This window comes from Micromonospora qiuiae, assembly GCF_016863555.1.
GTDB classification, from domain to species: Bacteria; Actinomycetota; Actinomycetes; order Mycobacteriales; family Micromonosporaceae; genus Micromonospora; species Micromonospora qiuiae.
This window is the reverse complement of the sequence record NZ_BOPC01000115.1, coordinates 1-17,746: the sequence shown is the minus strand read 5'-3', so window position 1 is coordinate 17,746 and position 17,746 is coordinate 1. Positions and strand designations below refer to the sequence as shown.

Annotated in this window: 12 protein-coding genes; 10 read left to right on the top strand and 2 right to left on the bottom strand. The window is 67.8% G+C overall.

Annotated features, from left to right (window positions below; genetic code table 11):
* Nucleotides 1-170: 170 nt before the first annotated feature.
* Entirely contained in the window at nucleotides 171-1,478 is a 1,308-nt protein-coding gene (locus Vqi01_RS28255; protein WP_204038191.1) for a hypothetical protein, read from the bottom strand.
* Nucleotides 1,479-2,029: 551 nt separating this feature from the next.
* Between Vqi01_RS28255 and chvE the strand changes: the two genes are divergently transcribed.
* The 3 genes from chvE (at nucleotide 2,030) to mmsB (ending at nucleotide 6,055) form a co-directional block, all read left to right on the top strand.
* Nucleotides 2,030-3,166 (top strand): multiple monosaccharide ABC transporter substrate-binding protein, encoded by a 1,137-nt coding sequence (chvE, locus tag Vqi01_RS28250; RefSeq protein ID WP_275408852.1) that lies wholly within the window; start codon nucleotides 2,030-2,032, stop codon nucleotides 3,164-3,166.
* Between the two features lie 103 nt (nucleotides 3,167-3,269).
* Complete coding sequence (gene mmsA / locus Vqi01_RS28245) at nucleotides 3,270-4,808, top strand: multiple monosaccharide ABC transporter ATP-binding protein (RefSeq protein ID WP_204038190.1); 1,539 nt, start codon at nucleotides 3,270-3,272, stop codon at nucleotides 4,806-4,808.
* Nucleotides 4,805-6,055, top strand: coding sequence for a multiple monosaccharide ABC transporter permease (gene mmsB, locus Vqi01_RS28240; RefSeq protein ID WP_204038189.1), 1,251 nt, complete (start codon nucleotides 4,805-4,807; stop codon nucleotides 6,053-6,055). The genes mmsA and mmsB overlap by 4 nt, the downstream gene beginning before the upstream one ends.
* 149 nt (nucleotides 6,056-6,204) lie before the next feature.
* Here mmsB and Vqi01_RS28235 read toward each other — a convergent pair whose 3' ends face one another.
* A complete protein-coding gene (locus Vqi01_RS28235; RefSeq protein WP_204038188.1) occupies nucleotides 6,205-7,857 on the bottom strand; it encodes a glycoside hydrolase family 27 protein in 1,653 nt (550 codons plus the stop codon).
* 1,005 nt (nucleotides 7,858-8,862) lie between these two features.
* On the opposite strand from Vqi01_RS28235, the gene araB reads away from it, so the two are divergent.
* The 7 genes from araB to araA all read left to right on the top strand — a co-directional run bounded on the left by araB (nucleotide 8,863) and on the right by araA (nucleotide 17,670).
* Nucleotides 8,863-10,548, top strand: coding sequence for a ribulokinase (araB, locus tag Vqi01_RS28230; RefSeq protein WP_204038187.1), 1,686 nt, complete (start codon nucleotides 8,863-8,865; stop codon nucleotides 10,546-10,548).
* On the top strand, nucleotides 10,545-11,219 hold the full coding sequence (locus Vqi01_RS28225; RefSeq protein WP_204038186.1) for an L-ribulose-5-phosphate 4-epimerase: 675 nt from the start codon (nucleotides 10,545-10,547) through the stop codon (nucleotides 11,217-11,219). The genes araB and Vqi01_RS28225 overlap by 4 nt, the downstream gene beginning before the upstream one ends.
* 131 nt (nucleotides 11,220-11,350) lie before the next feature.
* Nucleotides 11,351-12,355 (top strand): ABC transporter substrate-binding protein, encoded by a 1,005-nt coding sequence (locus Vqi01_RS28220; protein ID WP_239098724.1) that lies wholly within the window; start codon nucleotides 11,351-11,353, stop codon nucleotides 12,353-12,355.
* Between the two features lie 187 nt (nucleotides 12,356-12,542).
* Nucleotides 12,543-14,084, top strand: a complete 1,542-nt coding sequence (locus tag Vqi01_RS28215; RefSeq protein WP_204038185.1) for a sugar ABC transporter ATP-binding protein — start codon at nucleotides 12,543-12,545, stop codon at nucleotides 14,082-14,084.
* On the top strand, nucleotides 14,081-15,154 hold the full coding sequence (locus tag Vqi01_RS28210; protein ID WP_204038184.1) for an ABC transporter permease: 1,074 nt from the start codon (nucleotides 14,081-14,083) through the stop codon (nucleotides 15,152-15,154). The genes Vqi01_RS28215 and Vqi01_RS28210 overlap by 4 nt, the downstream gene beginning before the upstream one ends.
* A complete protein-coding gene (gene yjfF, locus Vqi01_RS28205) occupies nucleotides 15,151-16,140 on the top strand; it encodes a galactofuranose ABC transporter, permease protein YjfF (protein WP_204038183.1) in 990 nt (329 codons plus the stop codon). Before Vqi01_RS28210 ends, yjfF begins: the two co-directional genes overlap by 4 nt.
* Before the next feature lie 27 nt (nucleotides 16,141-16,167).
* Complete coding sequence (araA, locus tag Vqi01_RS28200) at nucleotides 16,168-17,670, top strand: L-arabinose isomerase (protein WP_204038182.1); 1,503 nt, start codon at nucleotides 16,168-16,170, stop codon at nucleotides 17,668-17,670.
* The last annotated feature ends 76 nt before the right edge of the window (nucleotides 17,671-17,746 follow it).

Sequence of the window (17,746 nt, the reverse complement as noted above, 5' to 3'; positions counted from 1 at the left end):
GCGATCTTGCACTTTCGGTCGCCGCATACGCCGCGAAATGCTCATTTCGGCGACCACAAGTGCAAGATCGCCGCGTGCCCGCTGGCCCCCGGGATCGCCGGGCGCGACGTTTGGCGTCGCGCCCGGCGACCTTGACCGGGGTGGTCAGGGTGGTCCGGCCGTGTGGGCTGTCAGCTCTTTCGCTGGGCCAGCAGCCACTGCAGGATGCTGCTGTCCTCGTACGTCGGGCCGTAGGCGGCGTGGTGGTCGGGCAGCGAGAAGGCCTCGTTGCCGTACTCGGTGTAGTGCAGCAGGTCCGCGATCTGCTCCGGTGTCTTGCCCTGCGCCTCGTACGCCGAGCGCAGCGCGGCGTTCGAGTTGCGCGCGAGCGAGATGTTGAGCAGGTGGTCGTTGACGCCGTGGGTGATCCAGAGCGGGACCTCCCCGGCGGCGATGGCCTTCGCCTGGTCGGCGCTGACCTGGAAACCACCGGTGACCAGGCCGGCGGTGAACAGGTCGGGGCGCTTGGCGAACGCCTCCCAGAGCAGCCGCGAGCCGTACGAGACGGTGGTGGCGTACACCCGCTTGGTGTCCACCGCGAAGTCCTTGGTGAACTGCTCGACCAGCTTGATCAGCAGATCGCCCTCGGCGGGCAGCCCCACCCGCTGGTTCTGCGGGGCCAGCACGATGACGTCCTCGGTGCTGCCGGTCCAGCTGGACTGGAGCCAGGCCGTCGCCGGGATGTCGGCGGCGATCTGTACGCCCAGGTTGTCGCCGTCCCAGCCCATGCCGTGGCCGGGCAGGACCACCATCAGCGGGTACTTCTTACCCGGCTGGTAGTTCTTCGGCAGGTGGTAGTGGTACGGCAGCACCATGCCGGCGTTGAGGTAGGAGCCGTACTGGAAGTCGTCGACGAGCAGGTTGACGGCCTTCTCGGTGACCCCACGCGAGACCGTCGGCGTGGCCTTGGCCAGCACCGGGCCCTTGCCGTTGCCGTTGCCCGGCTGAGCGTGCACGTCCTTGCGCTGCACCACCTGCGTCGGCAGGTCGGTGTTCACCTTGACGTGGCACAGGAAGGTCGGGCACTTGGAGAGGACGACCGTCCAGCCCAGGTTCTCGTCCGGGTCCAGTTCGACGATGACGTACCGGCCCGGCACCGAGCGGCGGTCGGCGCGGGAGGTGGGCGCGTCGTTGGTGTAGGTGTGGGTGATCGTCCGCTCGGCCAGCTTGGGCAGGTCCTCGATGGGGTTGAAGCGGAAGTTGTACTTGGTGTCCGAGACGGAGAAGGTCGAGTTGTCCAGGGTGCGGGGGTTGACCGTCTGCGCGTACTCGACGGCGACCGCGGAAACCTTCTGGCCGTAGGTGTAGACGGTGGTGATCGGCGTGATGCTCTTGATGCCGTCGGTGGCGCCCTGGCCCTTCGACGCGGCGTAGGCCGTGCCGGACGAGGCGAGCGCCAGCACTGCGGCGAAGGCGATCAGGGTCCTTCGCAGTCTCATCGGTCCTCCTTGTCGACGCGTCCGTTCGACCGGACACCGTCGTCTCGCGCCCCGGGCGGCGGTGGATGGTGTAACGGTAACGGTCGCTAAACTGATTTAGCAGAGCATCTGTCCCGGGACTGCCGATGTCAAGGCCGCGCCCGTAACGCACTGGCAACGCCGAATCGAGGGCTGGACTGGCGAATTCCGTCGCTTCGATTCGCCCCGCCCGATCCGGCCCACCCGGGGCCGTGGCAGCCATTCGCTCCCGGTCCACTGCGCGCCGGGATTCGTCGCCGGGCGTGTCGGTGGAATTGCGGTGCGCCACCGACCGTCGGATGTGGTGTATCGTCTCGTCTCTATAGGCGTTCACGATCCGGCGCGCGGTCTCGCCGGCACTGCCTTGACCTGCGGTGATCCGGCTGGTCGGGGGAGCGGTTTGTTCGTTACGAGACCGTGACCGCATGGTGTCCAGCCAGGTGTTGACCTGGCCATTGTGAGCGCTAACACTTGGCCTCCAAGTGCGACCCGCGAGCCGGACCGACGGCGCGAGTTCCAGATTGGGGAAGCCAGTGAGCAGAAGAGTCCTGGCCGTTCTCGGCAGCGCCGTACTGGCGCTCAGCATGGCGGCTTGCAGTGGCGAGGGCGCCGGCAGCGGCGGGAAGGACGGTGACAAGCCCGCCGACCTGACCATCGGCGTCTCGATGCCGACCCAGACCTCCGAGCGGTGGATCGCCGACGGCAACTCGGTCAAGGAGAAGCTGGAGGCCAAGGGCTACAAGGTGGACCTGCAGTACGCCGGCGACGACATCCCCACCCAGTCGCAGCAGGTCGACCAGATGATCACGCGGGGTGCCAACGTGCTGATCATCGCGGCGATCGACGGCACCGCGCTGAGCGGGCAGCTGCAGGCGGCGGCCGACGCGAAGATCCCGGTCATCGCCTACGACCGGCTGATCCGGGACAGCCCGAACGTCGACTTCTACGTCAGCTTCGACAACTACAAGGTCGGAGTCGCGCAGGCCACCGCGCTGCTGGTCGGGCTCGGCGTGCAGAACAAGGACGGCTCGAAGGGCGACGCCAAGGGCCCGTTCAACATCGAGCTGTTCGCCGGCTCGCTGGACGACAACAACGCCCACTTCTTCTTCGACGGCGCGATGGACACCCTCAAGCCGTTCATCGAGGACGGCACGCTGAAGGTCAAGTCGGGGCAGACCAAGATCGAGCAGGTGGCGATCCTGCGCTGGCAGCAGGAGGCCGCGCAGAAGCGGATGGAGGACCTGCTCACGTCGAGCTACAACGACGGCACCAAGGTGCACGGGGTCCTGTCGCCGTACGACGGCCTGTCGCGCGGCATCATCACCGCCTTGCAGAACGCCGGCTACGGCGGATCCGGCGAGATGCCGGTGGTGACCGGGCAGGACGCCGAGATCGCCTCGGTCAAGCTGATCAACGACGGGGTGCAGAACTCCACCATCTTCAAGGACACCCGTCTGCTCGCCGAGCAGGCCGTGGTCGCCGGTGAGGCGTTCCTTCAGGGCAAGACGCCGGAGGCCAACGACACCGAGACCTACAACAACGGGGTCAAGGTCGTCCCGTCGTACCTGCTGCCGGTCCAGACCGTCTACAAGGACGAGATCAAGCCCATCCTGATCGACTCCGGTTACTTCACCGCTGAGGAGGTCGCCGCCGGCCAGGCCAAGGGCTGACGGTGATCGCCGGGCTCGGTGGCGGTGCCCGCCGCCGAGCCCGGATCCTGTCTGGATTGGTTACTCTGCCCCTCACGACGATCTAGACCGCAGGACGGTGACCATGGGCGACAACATCCTTGAGATGCGTCGCATCACCAAGACCTTCCCAGGGGTGGCGGCGCTCCAGGACGTCTCGCTCGCCGTTGCGCGTGGCGAGATCCACGCCATCTGCGGTGAGAACGGCGCTGGCAAGTCCACGCTGATGAAGGTGCTCTCGGGCGTCTACCCCGCTGGTAGTTACGAGGGGGAGATTCTCCTCGACGGCAAGCCGGTGGACTTCCGCGGCATCCGGGACAGCGAGGGCCACGGCATCGTCATCATCCACCAGGAACTCGCCCTGGTGCCGTACCTGTCGATCGCCGAGAACATCTTCCTCGGCAACGAACGCCGGGGTCGTAGCGGCCTGATCGACTGGAACCGCACCAACGCCGACGCCGCCGAGCTGCTCGCCTCGGTCGGGCTGCACGAGAACCCGGTGACGCCCGTCGTCCAGCTCGGCGTCGGCAAGCAACAGCTGGTGGAGATTGCCAAGGCACTGTCCAAGAGGGTCAAGCTGCTGATCCTGGACGAGCCGACCGCCGCGCTCAACGACCTCGACTCGGCGCACCTGCTCAATCTGATGCGCCGGCTGCGGGAGCAGGGCATCACCTGCATCATGATCTCGCACAAGCTCAACGAGATCACCTCGATCGCCGACTCGACCACGGTGCTGCGCGACGGCCGGACGGTGGAACGGCTCGACATGCGCGCGGGGGAGGTGACCCAGGACCGGATCATCCGCGGCATGGTCGGGCGGGATCTGGACAGCTTCTATCCCGACCGGGTCTCCACGCCCGGCGAGGAGGTGCTGCGCATCGAGGACTGGACCGTACGGCATCCGACGCAGGACCGCCTGGTCGTCGACGGTGCCAGCCTCGACGTACGGGCCGGGGAGGTGGTCGGCATCGCCGGACTGATGGGCGCGGGACGTACGGAGCTGGCCATGAGTGTCTTCGGTCGCTCGTACGGTCGGGACATCACCGGCCGGCTCTACATGCACGGCAGGGAGGTAAAGGCACGCTCGGTCGCTGAGGCGATCGGCAACGGCATCGCGTACGCGACGGAGGACCGTAAGCGCTTCGGGCTGAACCTGATCGACAACATCCGGAGCAACGTCTCCTCGGCCGGCCTGCGCAAGCTCGCCCGCTTCGGTTGGGTGCACGACAACGAGGAGACCAGGGTCGCCGAAGCGAGCCGGCGTGACATGAACATCAAGGCGCCGAGCGTGATGTCGGTGGTGGGCAAGCTCTCCGGCGGCAACCAGCAGAAGGTCGTCCTGTCCAAGTGGCTGTTCACCGACCCGGACGTGCTGATCCTGGACGAGCCGACCCGGGGCATCGATGTCGGGGCGAAGTTCGAGATCTACACGATCATCAACCGGTTGGTCGCTGACGGTAAGGCCGTCATCATCATCTCCTCCGAACTGCCCGAGCTGCTCGGCATGTGCGACCGCATCTACACGCTTTCGGCGGGTCGCATCACCGGCGTGGTGCCGGTCGGTGAGGCGACCCAGGAGAAGCTCATGGAACTCATGGCGAAGGACAAGGAACCCGCGCGATGACCAGCACCAAGCCCTCCTCGGGGGCGCAGACGAAGCCGGCCGAGAGTGCCCCCGCCGCCGCGCTGCATGTCGGCACCAGCGATCCCCGTGCGCTGATCCTGAACAACCTGCGGCAGAGCGGCATCTTCGTTGCCCTCGTCGTCATCGTCGCGCTCTTCGCGTTCCTGACCGACGGTCTCTCGCTGAGCCCGGGCAACATCACCAACATCGTCCTTCAGTATTCGTACATCCTCGTGCTCGCCATCGGCATGGTCATCGTGATCATCGGTGGCCACATCGACCTGTCGGTGGGCTCGGTGGTGGCGTTGACCGGCGCGGTCTCCGCGGTGGTCGTCATCCGGCAGGGACAGCCCTGGTGGGTCGGCGTGCTGGCGGCGGTGGCCGTCGGGCTCGCGGTCGGCGCGTGGCACGGCTTCTGGGTGGCCTACGTCGGCATCCCCGCTTTCATCGTGACCCTGGCGGGCATGCTGCTGTTCCGCGGTCTCACGCTGCGGGTGCTGGACAACATCTCGCTGTCGCCGTTCCCGGCCGAGTACAACAAAATCGCGGCTGGTTTCCTCAACGGACTGATCGGCGGCGACGGATACGACGCCTTCACCCTGCTCATCGGTGCCATTGCGGTGGCCGGCTACGTGGTGAGCTGCTTCCGGACCCGGGTGGCCCGCATCCGCTACCAGCAGCCCGTGGAATCGTTCGCGCTGTTCGTCGCGCGGATGGCGCTGGTCGGCGCCGTGGTCATGTGGTTCGCCTGGCAACTGGCCCACGCCCGGGGCCTGCCGATCGTGCTGATCATCCTCGCCGCGCTGGTGCTCGTCTACGGGCTGCTCACCCGGCGTACGGTCTTCGGCCGGCAGGTCTACGCGATCGGCGGCAACCTCTCCGCGGCGATGCTGTCGGGTGTCAAGGTCAAGACCGTCAACTTCTGGATCTTCGTCAACATGGGTTTCCTGTCCGCCATCGCGGGCATCATCTTCTCCTCCCGGTCCAACGGCGCGCAGCCCGCCGCCGGCAACATGTTCGAACTCGACGCGATCGCCGCCGCGTTCATCGGCGGTGCGGCCGTCACCGGGGGAGTGGGCACCGTGGTGGGCGCCATGGTCGGCGGCCTCATCATGGCGGTCATGAGCAACGGCATGCAGCTCATGGGCGTGGACCAGTCGCTGCAGTCGGTGGTGAAGGGCCTGGTGCTGCTCGTCGCCGTGGCCTTCGACGTCTACAACAAACGCCGCCTCGGCGCGAGCCGTTGATGCAAGGAAGGGCCCCTTTTTAACGCCTCGCGTAGAGGAAGGGGCCCTTCTTAACACTCGCGCGAACCGCGCACCGTCGATCTTGCACTATCTGTCGCGAGCGACGACGTCAGCGACCAGAAGTGCAAGATCGACGGGTGGGGCGGGGATCAGGCCCGGGACCAGCGCTGGTTTGCGGCGGTGTGGCAGGTCCAGACGATGACGGTGGTGCCGTTGGCGGTGCCGTTGTTGTTGACGTCCAGGCAGAGGCTCGGGAAGCGCACACTGCTGATGGTGCCGTTGCCGTTGAAGGTCCACTGCTGGTTGGTGCCGCCGTTGCAGTCCCAGATCTGCACCGGGGTGCCGGCGGTGGCGTTCGTCGAGATGTCGAGGCACTTACCGAGCACCTGGAGGGCCTGGCCGCTCTGGGTGAATCTCTGGTTGCTGTTGTTGTGGCAGTCCCAGATCAGTGTCGCGGTGCCGTTGGCGGTGCCGCTGTTGTTGACGTCGAGGCATCGGCCGGACGACTCGCTGCGCAGCCGGAAGGTGGTTGACGGCGGCGGCGGGGTGCTGGTCTCGCCACCGCTGACCCGGTACACCACCGTGCCGTGCGCCGGCACGCTGGCGGAGATCGTGCCGCTGGTGGTCGAGGTGCCGTCGGTCCAGGCGTCGCGGAGCGTGAACGAATTGCCGGACTTGCCGATCGCCGCCGCCGTGGTGGACACGGTGGTGGTGGAGCTGCCCTGGTTGAGCAGGGCCACGGCCACGTCGCCGTTGGCCAGCCGCTTGGCCAGCACCCGGCGGGTGCCGTCGTTGGACACCTGCACGGCCTGTAGCGCCAGCGGGTCCTGGTTGATCGCGATGAGATTCTGGTTGCGCAGGATGTTCATGGTCGCGGCGTTGGCGTTGCGGATGTCGTTACCCGCCATCAGCGGCGCAGCCATGATGGCCCAGAGGGCGAAGTGGCTGCGCATCTCGGTGTCGGTCATTCCGCCGTTGCCGACCACGAGCATGTCCGGGTCGTTGAACGACCCCGGCGAGGCGTACGAGGCCAACGGCACGTTGACGTTCACGATGTTCTGGATGCCCATCGGGTAGCCGTTGGTCTGGCCGGTGTTCCACGCGTTGGTGATGTCCTCGGTGGTCCGCCACATGTTGGCGATGTCGCCCCAGTTGCGCTGAGGGCCGGTCTTCTCGTGGATGCTGTTCGGGTTGATGCTGTAGACGATGGGTCGGCCGGTGGCCGCCAGGGCGTCGCGCATCAGGGAGAACCCGGCGATCTGGTCGTTGATGCTGCCCCAGGGCGAGCACCAGTCGTACTTGAGGAAGTCGACTCCCCAGGCGGCGAACTGCCGGGCGTCCTGGTATTCGTGCCCCAGGCTGCCGGTGGCGCCGGGCCACGAGCCGAAGTACTGGGCGCAGGTCTTGTCCCGGGGCACCTGGTAGATGCCGAAGAGCAGGCCGCGGGCGTGCAGGTAGTCGCCGAGGGCCTTCATTCCGCTCGGGAAACGGCCCGGGTGGGCCTGTAGGTTACCCTGCGCGTCGCGGTTGGGATCGAACCAGCAGTCGTCAACGACGACGTACTTGTAGCCGAGGTCGCGCATGCCGGTGCTGACGATGGTGTCGGCCATCTGTCGGATGAGTGTCTCGTTGATGTTGCAGCCGAAGGTGTTCCAGGTGTTCCATCCCATCGGCGGGGTGCGGGCCACGCCGTTGTTGAGGGCCTGAGCGGGCTTCATCGAGTGGGCTCCATCGAAGACGAACGCGGTGAGTGCCAGTACCAGAACGCTCAGGGCGGCCAACCATCGTGGTCGTGCGCGCATTCGAACCTCCTCGGGGTCACGGGGCAGACAGATGCCGGTCGTCGAGCTGTCGGGGGTGAGTCCAGGCGCCGTCAGAGTGGGTGTGGCTGCTCGCTGTTCGCCCCTCGGTGAACGGAGCAACCGGACCGTGGCGGGGACGCCTGCCGCCGGCGGTCCGCCCGCGGATCGCGTCGGCCGTCACTGTCGTCGCGTCGGCCTGGGCCTGACGACGTGGCGGTTCACCCCGGCGCCGAACGCGTCGATGGCAAGGATGTTATCGCTGACATCCAATCCTGTAAATCGTCGACCGTCGCTATAAATCGCGCCAACGGCATCGGCGGACGTCACAAAGTCACCGCCCCATGCCGAACCCGCATGTCAATCGGCTCGGGTGATTGCGAATCATCGGATCGGACCCGTTCGTTGCGGCATCGGCCGGGTTGCTCGGACCGGCGCCTGCGGATCGACGATTGTTAACGCTAATACGAGCCGGCTCCGGGCGGTCGAGGTGCTGCCCCGGCGGCAGCTTCGGCGTCCGCTGGCCCTTTCCGCGAACGGCCCTGGCGTTCGTGTCCGGGTGGCGGTGGCCCGCGTCCGGACCGGAGGTCCAGACAGGACGTTTTCCGGCACCTCCGGTCATCCATCGGTCGGCTTCACCCGGGCCGACCGCGTCGGGTCGCCGCCCGGTGCAGCCCCTGTCGCCGGAGCCGGAAGCCGGCGTGTCCGGGGAGAAGAATCGCTGCTCGTCGGCGGGGCGGCGAGGTGTGCGGCGGCTGCCCGGCCACGGCGTGGTCTGGGGCCTTCGCTGGGCCGGGACGGGGGAGCGTACGGCGCAGGTACCCCGTGGGTACGGAATCCGACTACGATTCCGGCCGCGTCGACCGTGCGGCGGCGGTAAGGGGCGGTCGATCGCCGGCGCGACGGGGCTACGGGCTGCACTCCGTTACGGAGCTGTTGCCCGCGAGTGTCTTGACGGCGCGGGATGTGAGCGCTAACAATGAGGTCCGTCATCGGCCGGAGGTGAAGATGAGCGGTGTGGACGAAGCGGGCGACCGGTACGTCGTCGGGGTGGACTACGGGACACTGTCCGGACGGGCCCTGGTGGTCCGGATCCGAGACGGTGCCGAGCTGGGAACCGCGGTGCACGAGTACGGCAATGCGGTTATCAGTTCCGCCCTGCCGGATGGCGGCACGCCCCTGCCACCCGACTGGGCTCTGCAGGATCCCGAGGACTACCGCGAGGTGCTGCGGCGGGCGGTGCCGGCGGCGGTGGCCGCAGCCGGGGTGGATCCCAGCCACGTCATCGGCATCGGTATCGACTTCACCGCCTGCACGGTGCTGCCGACGCTCGCCGACGGCACTCCACTGTGCGAGGTGCCGGAGCTGCGTCAGCGCCCGCACTCCTGGGTGAAGCTCTGGAAGCATCACGCGGCGCAGCCGCACGCCGATCGGATCAACGCGTTGGCCCACGAACGCGGCGAGCCGTGGATCGGGCGGTACGGCGGCAAGATCTCCGCCGAGTGGCAGTTCGCCAAGGGCCTGCAACTCCTGGAGGAGGACCCGGAGGTGTACCGGCGGGCCGAGCGCTTCATCGAGGCCGCCGACTGGATCGTGTGGCAGTTGTGCGGCGTCGAGACCCGCAACGTCTGCACGGCCGGCTACAAGGGCATCTTCCAGGACGGCGCCTACCCGTCGACGGACTACCTGACCGCGCTGAACCCCGACTTCGGCGACTTCGTGGCCAAGCTGGACGGTCCGTTGATGCCGCTGGCGGGCAAGGCCGGCGAGCTGACCGCGCAGGCCGCCGCGTGGACCGGTCTGCCGGAGGGGATCGCGGTGGCGGTCGGCAACGTCGACGCCCACGTCACGGCCGCCTCCGCGCAGGCACTCGCGCCGGGTCGGCTGGTGGCGATCATGGGAACCTCCACCTGTCACGTGGTCAACGGCGCGCACCCCGCCGAGGTGGCCGGGATGTGCGGCGTCGTCGACGGTGGCATCAGCGCCGGAGCCTGGGGATACGAGGCCGGGCAGAGCGGCGTCGGCGACATCTTCGGCTGGTTCGTCAAGCACGCCGCTCCGGCGGAGGTGGCCTCGCACCAGCGGCTCACCGAGTTGGCCGCCGCCCAGCCGGTCGGCGCCCACGGGCTGGTCGCCCTCGACTGGTGGAACGGCAACCGGTCGCTGCTGGTCAACCACGACCTCAGCGGAATGATCGTCGGGCTCACGCTGGCCACCCGGCCGGAGGACATCTACCGGGCCCTGCTGGAAGCGACGGCGTACGGCACCCGCATGATCATCGAAGCGTTCGTCGAGGCGGGGGTGAACGTCGACGACCTGGTGGTCGCCGGGGGCCTCACGTCGAACGAGCTGCTCATGCAGATCTACGCCGACGTCACCAACCGGCCACTCGGCATCATCGGTTCCGCTCAGGGGCCCGCGCTCGGCTCGGCCATCCACGCTGCGGTGGCCGCCGGAGCCTATCCCTCGATCCACGAGGCGTCGCAGGCGATGGGCCGGGTGGACGAGGCCGTCTACCGGCCGGACCCGGACCGGGCACGCGCGTACGACGCCCTCTACGCCGAGTACCGGACGCTGCACGACCACTTCGGTCGTGGCGGCAACGACGTGATGCTGCGCCTGCGGGCGATCCGGAACGCGGCCGTCGAATCGGCCGCGTCGCAACACGAGACCGCGCTGGAGGTGGTCGTATGACCGAGCGTGAATTGCGGGAAATCGTCGCCCGCCTGCACGGCGAGTTGACCCGCTACGGACTGGTGGCGTGGACGGCCGGGAACGTCTCCGCGCGGGTGCCCGGCCGCGATCTGATGGTGATCAAGCCGAGCGGCGTCGACTACGACGACCTCTCGGCGGACAACATGGTGCTCTGCGACCTCGACGGTGTACCGGTCGAGGGTGACCTGTCACCGTCGAGCGACACCGCAGCGCACGCCTACGTCTACCGCGCCATGCCCGAGGTCGGCGGGGTGGTCCACACCCACAGCACGTACGCGACCGCCTGGGCGGCCCGCGGCGAGTCGATTCCCTGCTACCTGACCGCTCAGGCGGACGAGTTCGGCGGGGAGATCCCGGTGGGCCCGTTCGCGCTGATCGGCGGCGACGACATCGGCAAGGGGATCGTCAGCACCCTCACCGGGCACCGTTCGCCGGCGGTGCTGATGCGTAACCACGGCGTCTTCACCATCGGGCCGACCGCCCGGGCCGCGGTCAAGGCCGCGGTGATGTGTGAGGACGTCGCCCGGACCGCGCACCTGGCGCGGGCGCTCGGGCAACCGATACCGATCGCGCAGGCCGACATCGACGCCCTGTACGACCGCTACCAGAACGTCTACGGCCAGCGCCCCTCGCCTGCGCCGAGCTCCTAGCCGGATCACGGGCCACTGGCGACCCGCGATTCGAACCCGTATTTCCCCCGCACAAGATTTGCACCATCAGCAACCGCCGCCCGGGCATCTCGTGGGCGGTGGTCACCCGTAACCCCATCCGAGGAGTATCGATGAGAAACATGCGAATGTCCCTCGCGCCTCGGCGCGCCGTCGCGGCTCTTGCCGCCGTACTGCTTGCCGGTAGCGTGGCCGCCTGCGGCAACAGCGACACCGGAGGCGGCGGTGAGGGCGGCAACGACAAGATCGTCATGGGCTTCTCCCAGGTCGGCGCGGAGAGCGGCTGGCGGACGGCCAACACCAACTCCATCAAGGAGGCGGCTGCCGAGGCGGGCATCGAGCTGAAGTTCGACGACGCCCAGCAGAAGCAGGAGAACCAGATCAAGGCCATCCGCAACTACATCCAGCAGAAGGTCGACGTGATCGCCTTCTCGCCCGTGGTGGAGTCCGGTTGGGACACCGTGCTCAAGGAGGCCAAGGACGCCGGCATCCCGGTGATCCTGACCGACCGCGCCGTGGACTCGGCCGACAAGTCGCTCTACAAGACCTTCCTCGGCTCGGACTTCGTCAAGGAAGGCCGGCTGTCGGGGGAGTGGCTGATCGAGGAGATGAAGGACGCGACCGGCGACGTGAACATCGTCGAGTTGCAGGGCACCACCGGTTCGGCCCCGGCCAACGACCGCAAGCAGGGCTTCGCCGAGGCGATCGCGGCCGACCCCAAGCTGAAGATCATCGCTTCCCAGTCGGGTGACTTCACCCGTGCCGGGGGCAAGCAGGTCATGGAGCAGTTCCTGAAGGCCCACCCGAAGATCGACGTGCTGTTCGCGCACAACGACGACATGGGCCTCGGTGCTCTTGAGGCGATCACCGCAGCGGGCAAGGAGCCCGGCAAGGACATCATCATCATCACCATCGACGCGGTCAAGGACGGCATGCAGGCCCTGGCCGACGGCAAGTTCAACTTCATCGCGGAGTGCAGCCCGCTGCTCGGGCCACAGCTGATGGACCTGGCCAAGAAGGTGCACGCCGGCGAGGAAGTGGCGCCGCGGATCGAGGTCGACGAGACCACCTTCACGCAGGAGCAGGCCAAGGAAGCCTTGCCCAACCGCAAGTACTGATCGACGCCCGGGGTCGCCGCGCTGACCGTGGCGACCCCACCGCGCCGCCCACCTCCCGACGGACTGGGCGCCTGGCCCGACAACCTGTACCACGTCCGCCCGGTCGACCCACGGGTCGACCGGGCGGACGCGACGGGAACGCCGTGGCCCATCCGTATCGATAAAACCCAGAAGAAGGCCTGATGGGATGACGGATAGTCGTCCGGTCCTGACGATGACCGGGATCAGCAAGTCCTTTCCCGGGGTGCGCGCACTCCACAACGTCGATTTCCGGCTCTTTCCCGGCGAGGTGCACGCCCTCATGGGCGAGAACGGCGCCGGCAAGTCGACCCTGATCAAGGTGTTGACCGGCGTCTACGGTATCGACGAAGGCACCATCACGCTCGGCGAGGAGCAGGTGGCCTTCAACGGGCCGATGCAGGCATCCGCCGCCGGGGTCAGCACGGTTTACCAGGAGGTGAACCTCTGCCCGAACCTTTCGGTGGCGGAGAACATCTTCATCGGTCGGGAGCCCCGCCGCTTCGGCGCCGTACGCTGGGGCGAGGTCCGGCGACGTGCCCGGCAGTTGCTGGCCCGGCTGGACCTCGACATCGACGTCACCGCGCCGGTGGCGAGCTACTCGCTGGCGGTGCAGCAGATGGTCGCCATCGCCCGCGCGATCGACGTGCAGGCCCGGGTGCTGATCCTCGACGAGCCGACCTCCAGCCTGGACGCCGGCGAGGTGGAGCAGCTCTTCCGGATCATGCGCCAGCTGCGCGACGAGGGAATCGCCATCCTCTTCGTGACCCACTTCCTCGACCAGGTCTACGGCATGGCCGACCGGATCACCGTGCTGCGCAACGGCACCCTGGTCGGCGAGTACCCGACCGCCGAGCTGCCGCAGCTCGCCCTGGTGGAGAAGATGATCGGCAAGGAGCTCGACGTCCTCGAAGGAATCGAGGAGCACTCCCGGCGGGATCTGGCGGCACTGGAGGGCGGGACCCCGTTCATGGAGGTCTCGCAGCTGGGCCGCAAGGGTGCGGTCGCCCCGTTCAGCCTGACCATCCACGCCGGTGAGGTGGTCGGCCTGGCCGGCCTGCTCGGCTCCGGTCGCACCGAGGTGGCGCGGCTGTTCTTCGGAGCCGACCGGGCCGACCGGGGTGAGGTCGCGGTGAGCGGCAAACCGGGCGGCCTGCGTAACCCGGTGCAAGCCATCGAGCGCGGCATCGGGTTCTGTTCGGAGAACCGCCGCGCGGAGGGGATCATCCCCGACCTGACCGTCCGGGAGAACATGATCCTGGCGATGCAGGCCTCGCGCGGTTGGCTGCGCCCGATCCCGCGTCGCCGCCAGGACGAACTGGTCGAGCAGTACATCAAGGCGCTGAGTATCCGGCCCGCCAATCCCGACGTGCCGGTGCGCAACCTCTCCGGCGGCAACCAGCAGAAGGTCCTGCTGGCCCGCTGGCTGATCACCGAGCCCCGCCTGCTCATTCTCGACGAACCGACCCGCGGCATCGACGTCGGGGCCAAGGCCGAGATCCAGAAGCTCGTGGTGCAGCTCTCCGACGGCGGCATGGCCGTGCTGTTCATCTCCGCCGAGTTGGAGGAGGTGCTGCGGCTGAGCCACAAGGTCGCGGTGATGCGCGACCGGGAGATGGTGGCGCAGCTCAACAACGATGACACGGTCAACGCCGACCGGGTCATGCAGACTATCGCCAGCGGTTCCCAGCGGGAGGAGGCGGACAAGTGAACAACGCCAAGGACCGCTACCGAACCATCCTCGGTCACCGGCTCTTCTGGCCGGTCGCCGTGCTCGTGGTCATGTTATTGGCCAACACCATCTACCGGCCCGGCTTCCTGAGCATCGAGGTCAACAACGGCCACCTGTACGGCACACCGATCGACATCCTCCGGTTGAGCGCACCTCTGATCCTGGTCGCGCTGGGCATGACCCTGGTCATCTCCACCGGCGGCATCGACCTGTCGGTCGGTTCGACCTGCGCCATCAGTGGCGCCATCGCCTGCCTCTACATCAGTCAGGCGCCGGATCAGAACAATCTGGTCACCGTGTTCACCGCGCTCGCCATGGCGCTCGGTGTGGCGCTCGTGCTCGGCGCGTGGAACGGCGTCCTGGTGTCCGTGATCGGCATCCAGCCGATCATCGCCACGCTCATCCTCATGGTGGCCGGCCGGGGCCTCGCCCAGTTGGTCGCCGAAGGTCAGATCATCACCATCAACTCCGGCCCGTTCCGCGCCATCGGTCTGGGTCACTTCCTGACCCTGCCCCTTGCGATCTTCATCGCGCTGGGCGCGGCCCTGCTCGTCGCGGCGCTCACCCGCCGTACCGCCCTCGGCATGATCGTCGAGTCGGTGGGCGGGAACCGTGAGGCCAGCCGTCTGGCCGGCATCCGGTCGGCGCGGATCGTCTTCCTCGTCTACGTCGTCAGCGCCGCGTGCGCCGCTGTCGCCGGCTTCATGATGACCGCCAACGTCTCCAGCGCCGACGGCAACAACACCGGCCTCTGGGTGGAGCTCGACGCGATCCTCGCGGTCGTCATCGGTGGCACGTCCCTGGCCGGCGGCCGGTTCTACCTCAGCGGCAGCATCCTCGGTGCGCTGATCATCCAGACCCTCACTACGACGGTGTACGCCATGAACATCTCCCCACAGACGGCGCTGCTGTTCAAGGCGGTGGTCGTCATCGCCGTCTGCCTCATCCAGGCACCGGCCTTCCGCGCGAAGTTCCGTCGTCGCGGACGCGGCACCCCACCCCCGGCGACCCCGTCGCCCCAGCAGCAGAAGCAGGAGGTGCCGGCGTGACCACGACCTCGCTGACCACCGGTCCGAGCTGGGCCCGGCTGCCCCGGCGGCACGTTCCGGTACTGGTCACCCTCGCCCTGCTGCTGGTCATGTACGGCATCGGTGTGTCCCAGTACCGGGCCTTCTCCAACATCCAGGTCATCTTCAACGTCTTCATCGATAACGGTTTCCTACTGGTGGTCGCGGTCGGGATGACCTTCGTGATCCTCACCGGCGGCATCGACCTGTCGGTCGGCTCGGTGGTCGCGATGACCGCGATGGTCTCGGCGTGGCTGCTCCAGTCGGGCCTGCCGGCGCTGGTGGTGCTGGTGATCGCGCTGCTGATCGGGCCGACGCTCGGCTTCCTGATGGGTTGCGCGATCCACTTCTTCGATCTCCAGCCGTTCATCGTGACCCTCGCCGGAATGTTCTTCGCGCGCGGCATGTGCACGTTCATCAGCGACGCCTCGATCCCGATCACCGACGGCTTCTGGACCACGATGTCGCAGTACCGGATCGGCGATCCGCGGGGCAACTTCGTCTCGATCAGCGTGCTCATCGCCTTCGCGGTGGTCCTCGTCGCCGCGTACGTGTTGTCGTACACCCGGCTCGGCCGCAACGTCTACGCGATCGGCGGCAACCCGCAGTCGGCGTTGCTGATGGGCCTGCCGGTGGCGCGTACCCGGATCGCCGTCTACACCATCAGCGGGCTGTGCTCGGCGATCGGCGGGATCCTGCTCTCCTTCTACACGCTCTCCGGGGCGCCGCTGATCGCGGTCGGGATGGAACTCGACGTGATCGCGGCGGTGGTGATCGGAGGAACCGTCCTCACCGGAGGCTCCGGCTACATCTTCGGCACGGTGCTGGGTGTGCTGGTGCTCGGTGTGATCCAGACATTGATCACTTTTGACGGCAGCCTGAACTCGTGGTGGACCAAAATTGTGATCGGAGGTTTACTCTTCGCATTCATCCTGTTCCAGCGTCTCATCGGCATCCGCTACAAGTGACCGCCCCTCTCGCGGAAGGCAACTCCCATGGCAACACACCCTGAACCCGAGGTCTGGTTTCTCACCGGAAGCCAGGCGATGTACGGCGAGGACACTCTTCGGCAGGTTGCCGAGCAGTCCCGTCAGATCGCCGCCCTGCTCGACGAATCGCCGCACATCCCCGCCCGGGTGGTCTGGAAGCCGGTCCTGACGACCAGCGCCGACATCCTGCAGGTATGCCGGGATGCCGCCGTGCAGGGTGCGATCGGGGTCATCGCCTGGATGCACACCTTCTCGCCGGCGAAGATGTGGATCTCCGGCCTGGACGCGCTGCAGACTCCGCTGCTGCACCTGCACACCCAGGCCAACGTCCTGCTGCCGTGGGACGAGATCGACATGGACTTCATGAACCTGAACCAGGCCGCCCACGGCGACCGGGAGTTCGGGTTCATCCAGACCCGGCTCGGGGTGGCCCGCAAGACGGTCGCCGGGCACGTCACCGATCCGCGCGTCGCCTCCCGCGTCGGCGCCTGGACCCGAGCGGCGATCGGCTGGTCGGCGATGCGTTCGCTGCGCCTGGCGCGCTTCGGCGACAACATGCGCGACGTCGCGGTGACCGAGGGGGACAAGGTCGAGGCGGAGCTGCGCTTCGGGGTCTCGGTCAACACCTATGGGGTCAACGACCTGGTCCGGGTGGTCGATGAGGTCACCGACGCGCAGATCGACGACCTGGTCAAGGAGTACGACGACACCTTCCGCGTCGCCGCCGAGCTGCGCCCCGGTGGCGAGCGGCACGATTCGTTGCGGTACGCGGCCCGGCAGGAACTCGGCCTGCGTGCGTTCCTGGACGCCGGCGGTTTCCGGGCCTTCACCACCAACTTCGAGGACCTCGGCGGGCTGCGGCAACTGCCCGGCATCGCCGTGCAGCGGTTGATGGCCGACGGGTACGGCTTCGGCGGGGAGGGGGACTGGAAGACCTCCGTGCTGGTGCACACGCTCAAGGCGATGTCGGTCGGTGCCGAGGGCGGTACCTCGTTCATGGAGGACTACACCTACGACCTGACTCCGGGCGCGGAGTTGATCCTCGGCGCCCACATGCTCGAGGTGTGTCCGACGATCGCTGCGGACGTACCGAACGTGGAGATCCACCCGTTGAGCATCGGCGGCCGGGAGGACCCGGTCCGGCTGGTCTTCGACGCCGACCCCGGCCCGGCGGTGGTGCTCGGCCTGGCGGACATGGGCGAGCGGTTCCGGCTGGTCGCCAACGAGGTCGACGTGGTGGCGCCGCCGCAGCCGCTGCCCCGGCTTCCGGTGGCTCGGGCCGTGTGGCGTCCCCGCCCGCACCTGGCCGGCTCGGCCGAGGCGTGGATCACCGCGGGCGCCCCGCACCACACCGTGCTGTCGCGGGCGGTGGGCGTGGAGGAGCTGCACGACCTCGCCGAAATGGCCCGCACCGAGCTCGTCGTCATCGACGCCGACACGAACCCCCGCCGCTTCGCCGACGAGCTCCGCTGGAACCAGGCGTACTACCGGCTCGCCCGCGGCTTCTGACCGCGTCGCTGATCGACGCCGTCACCGGCGTCGCGCTCGTGCGGCGGGCCGGGTCCGACCTGGTCGGACCCGGCCC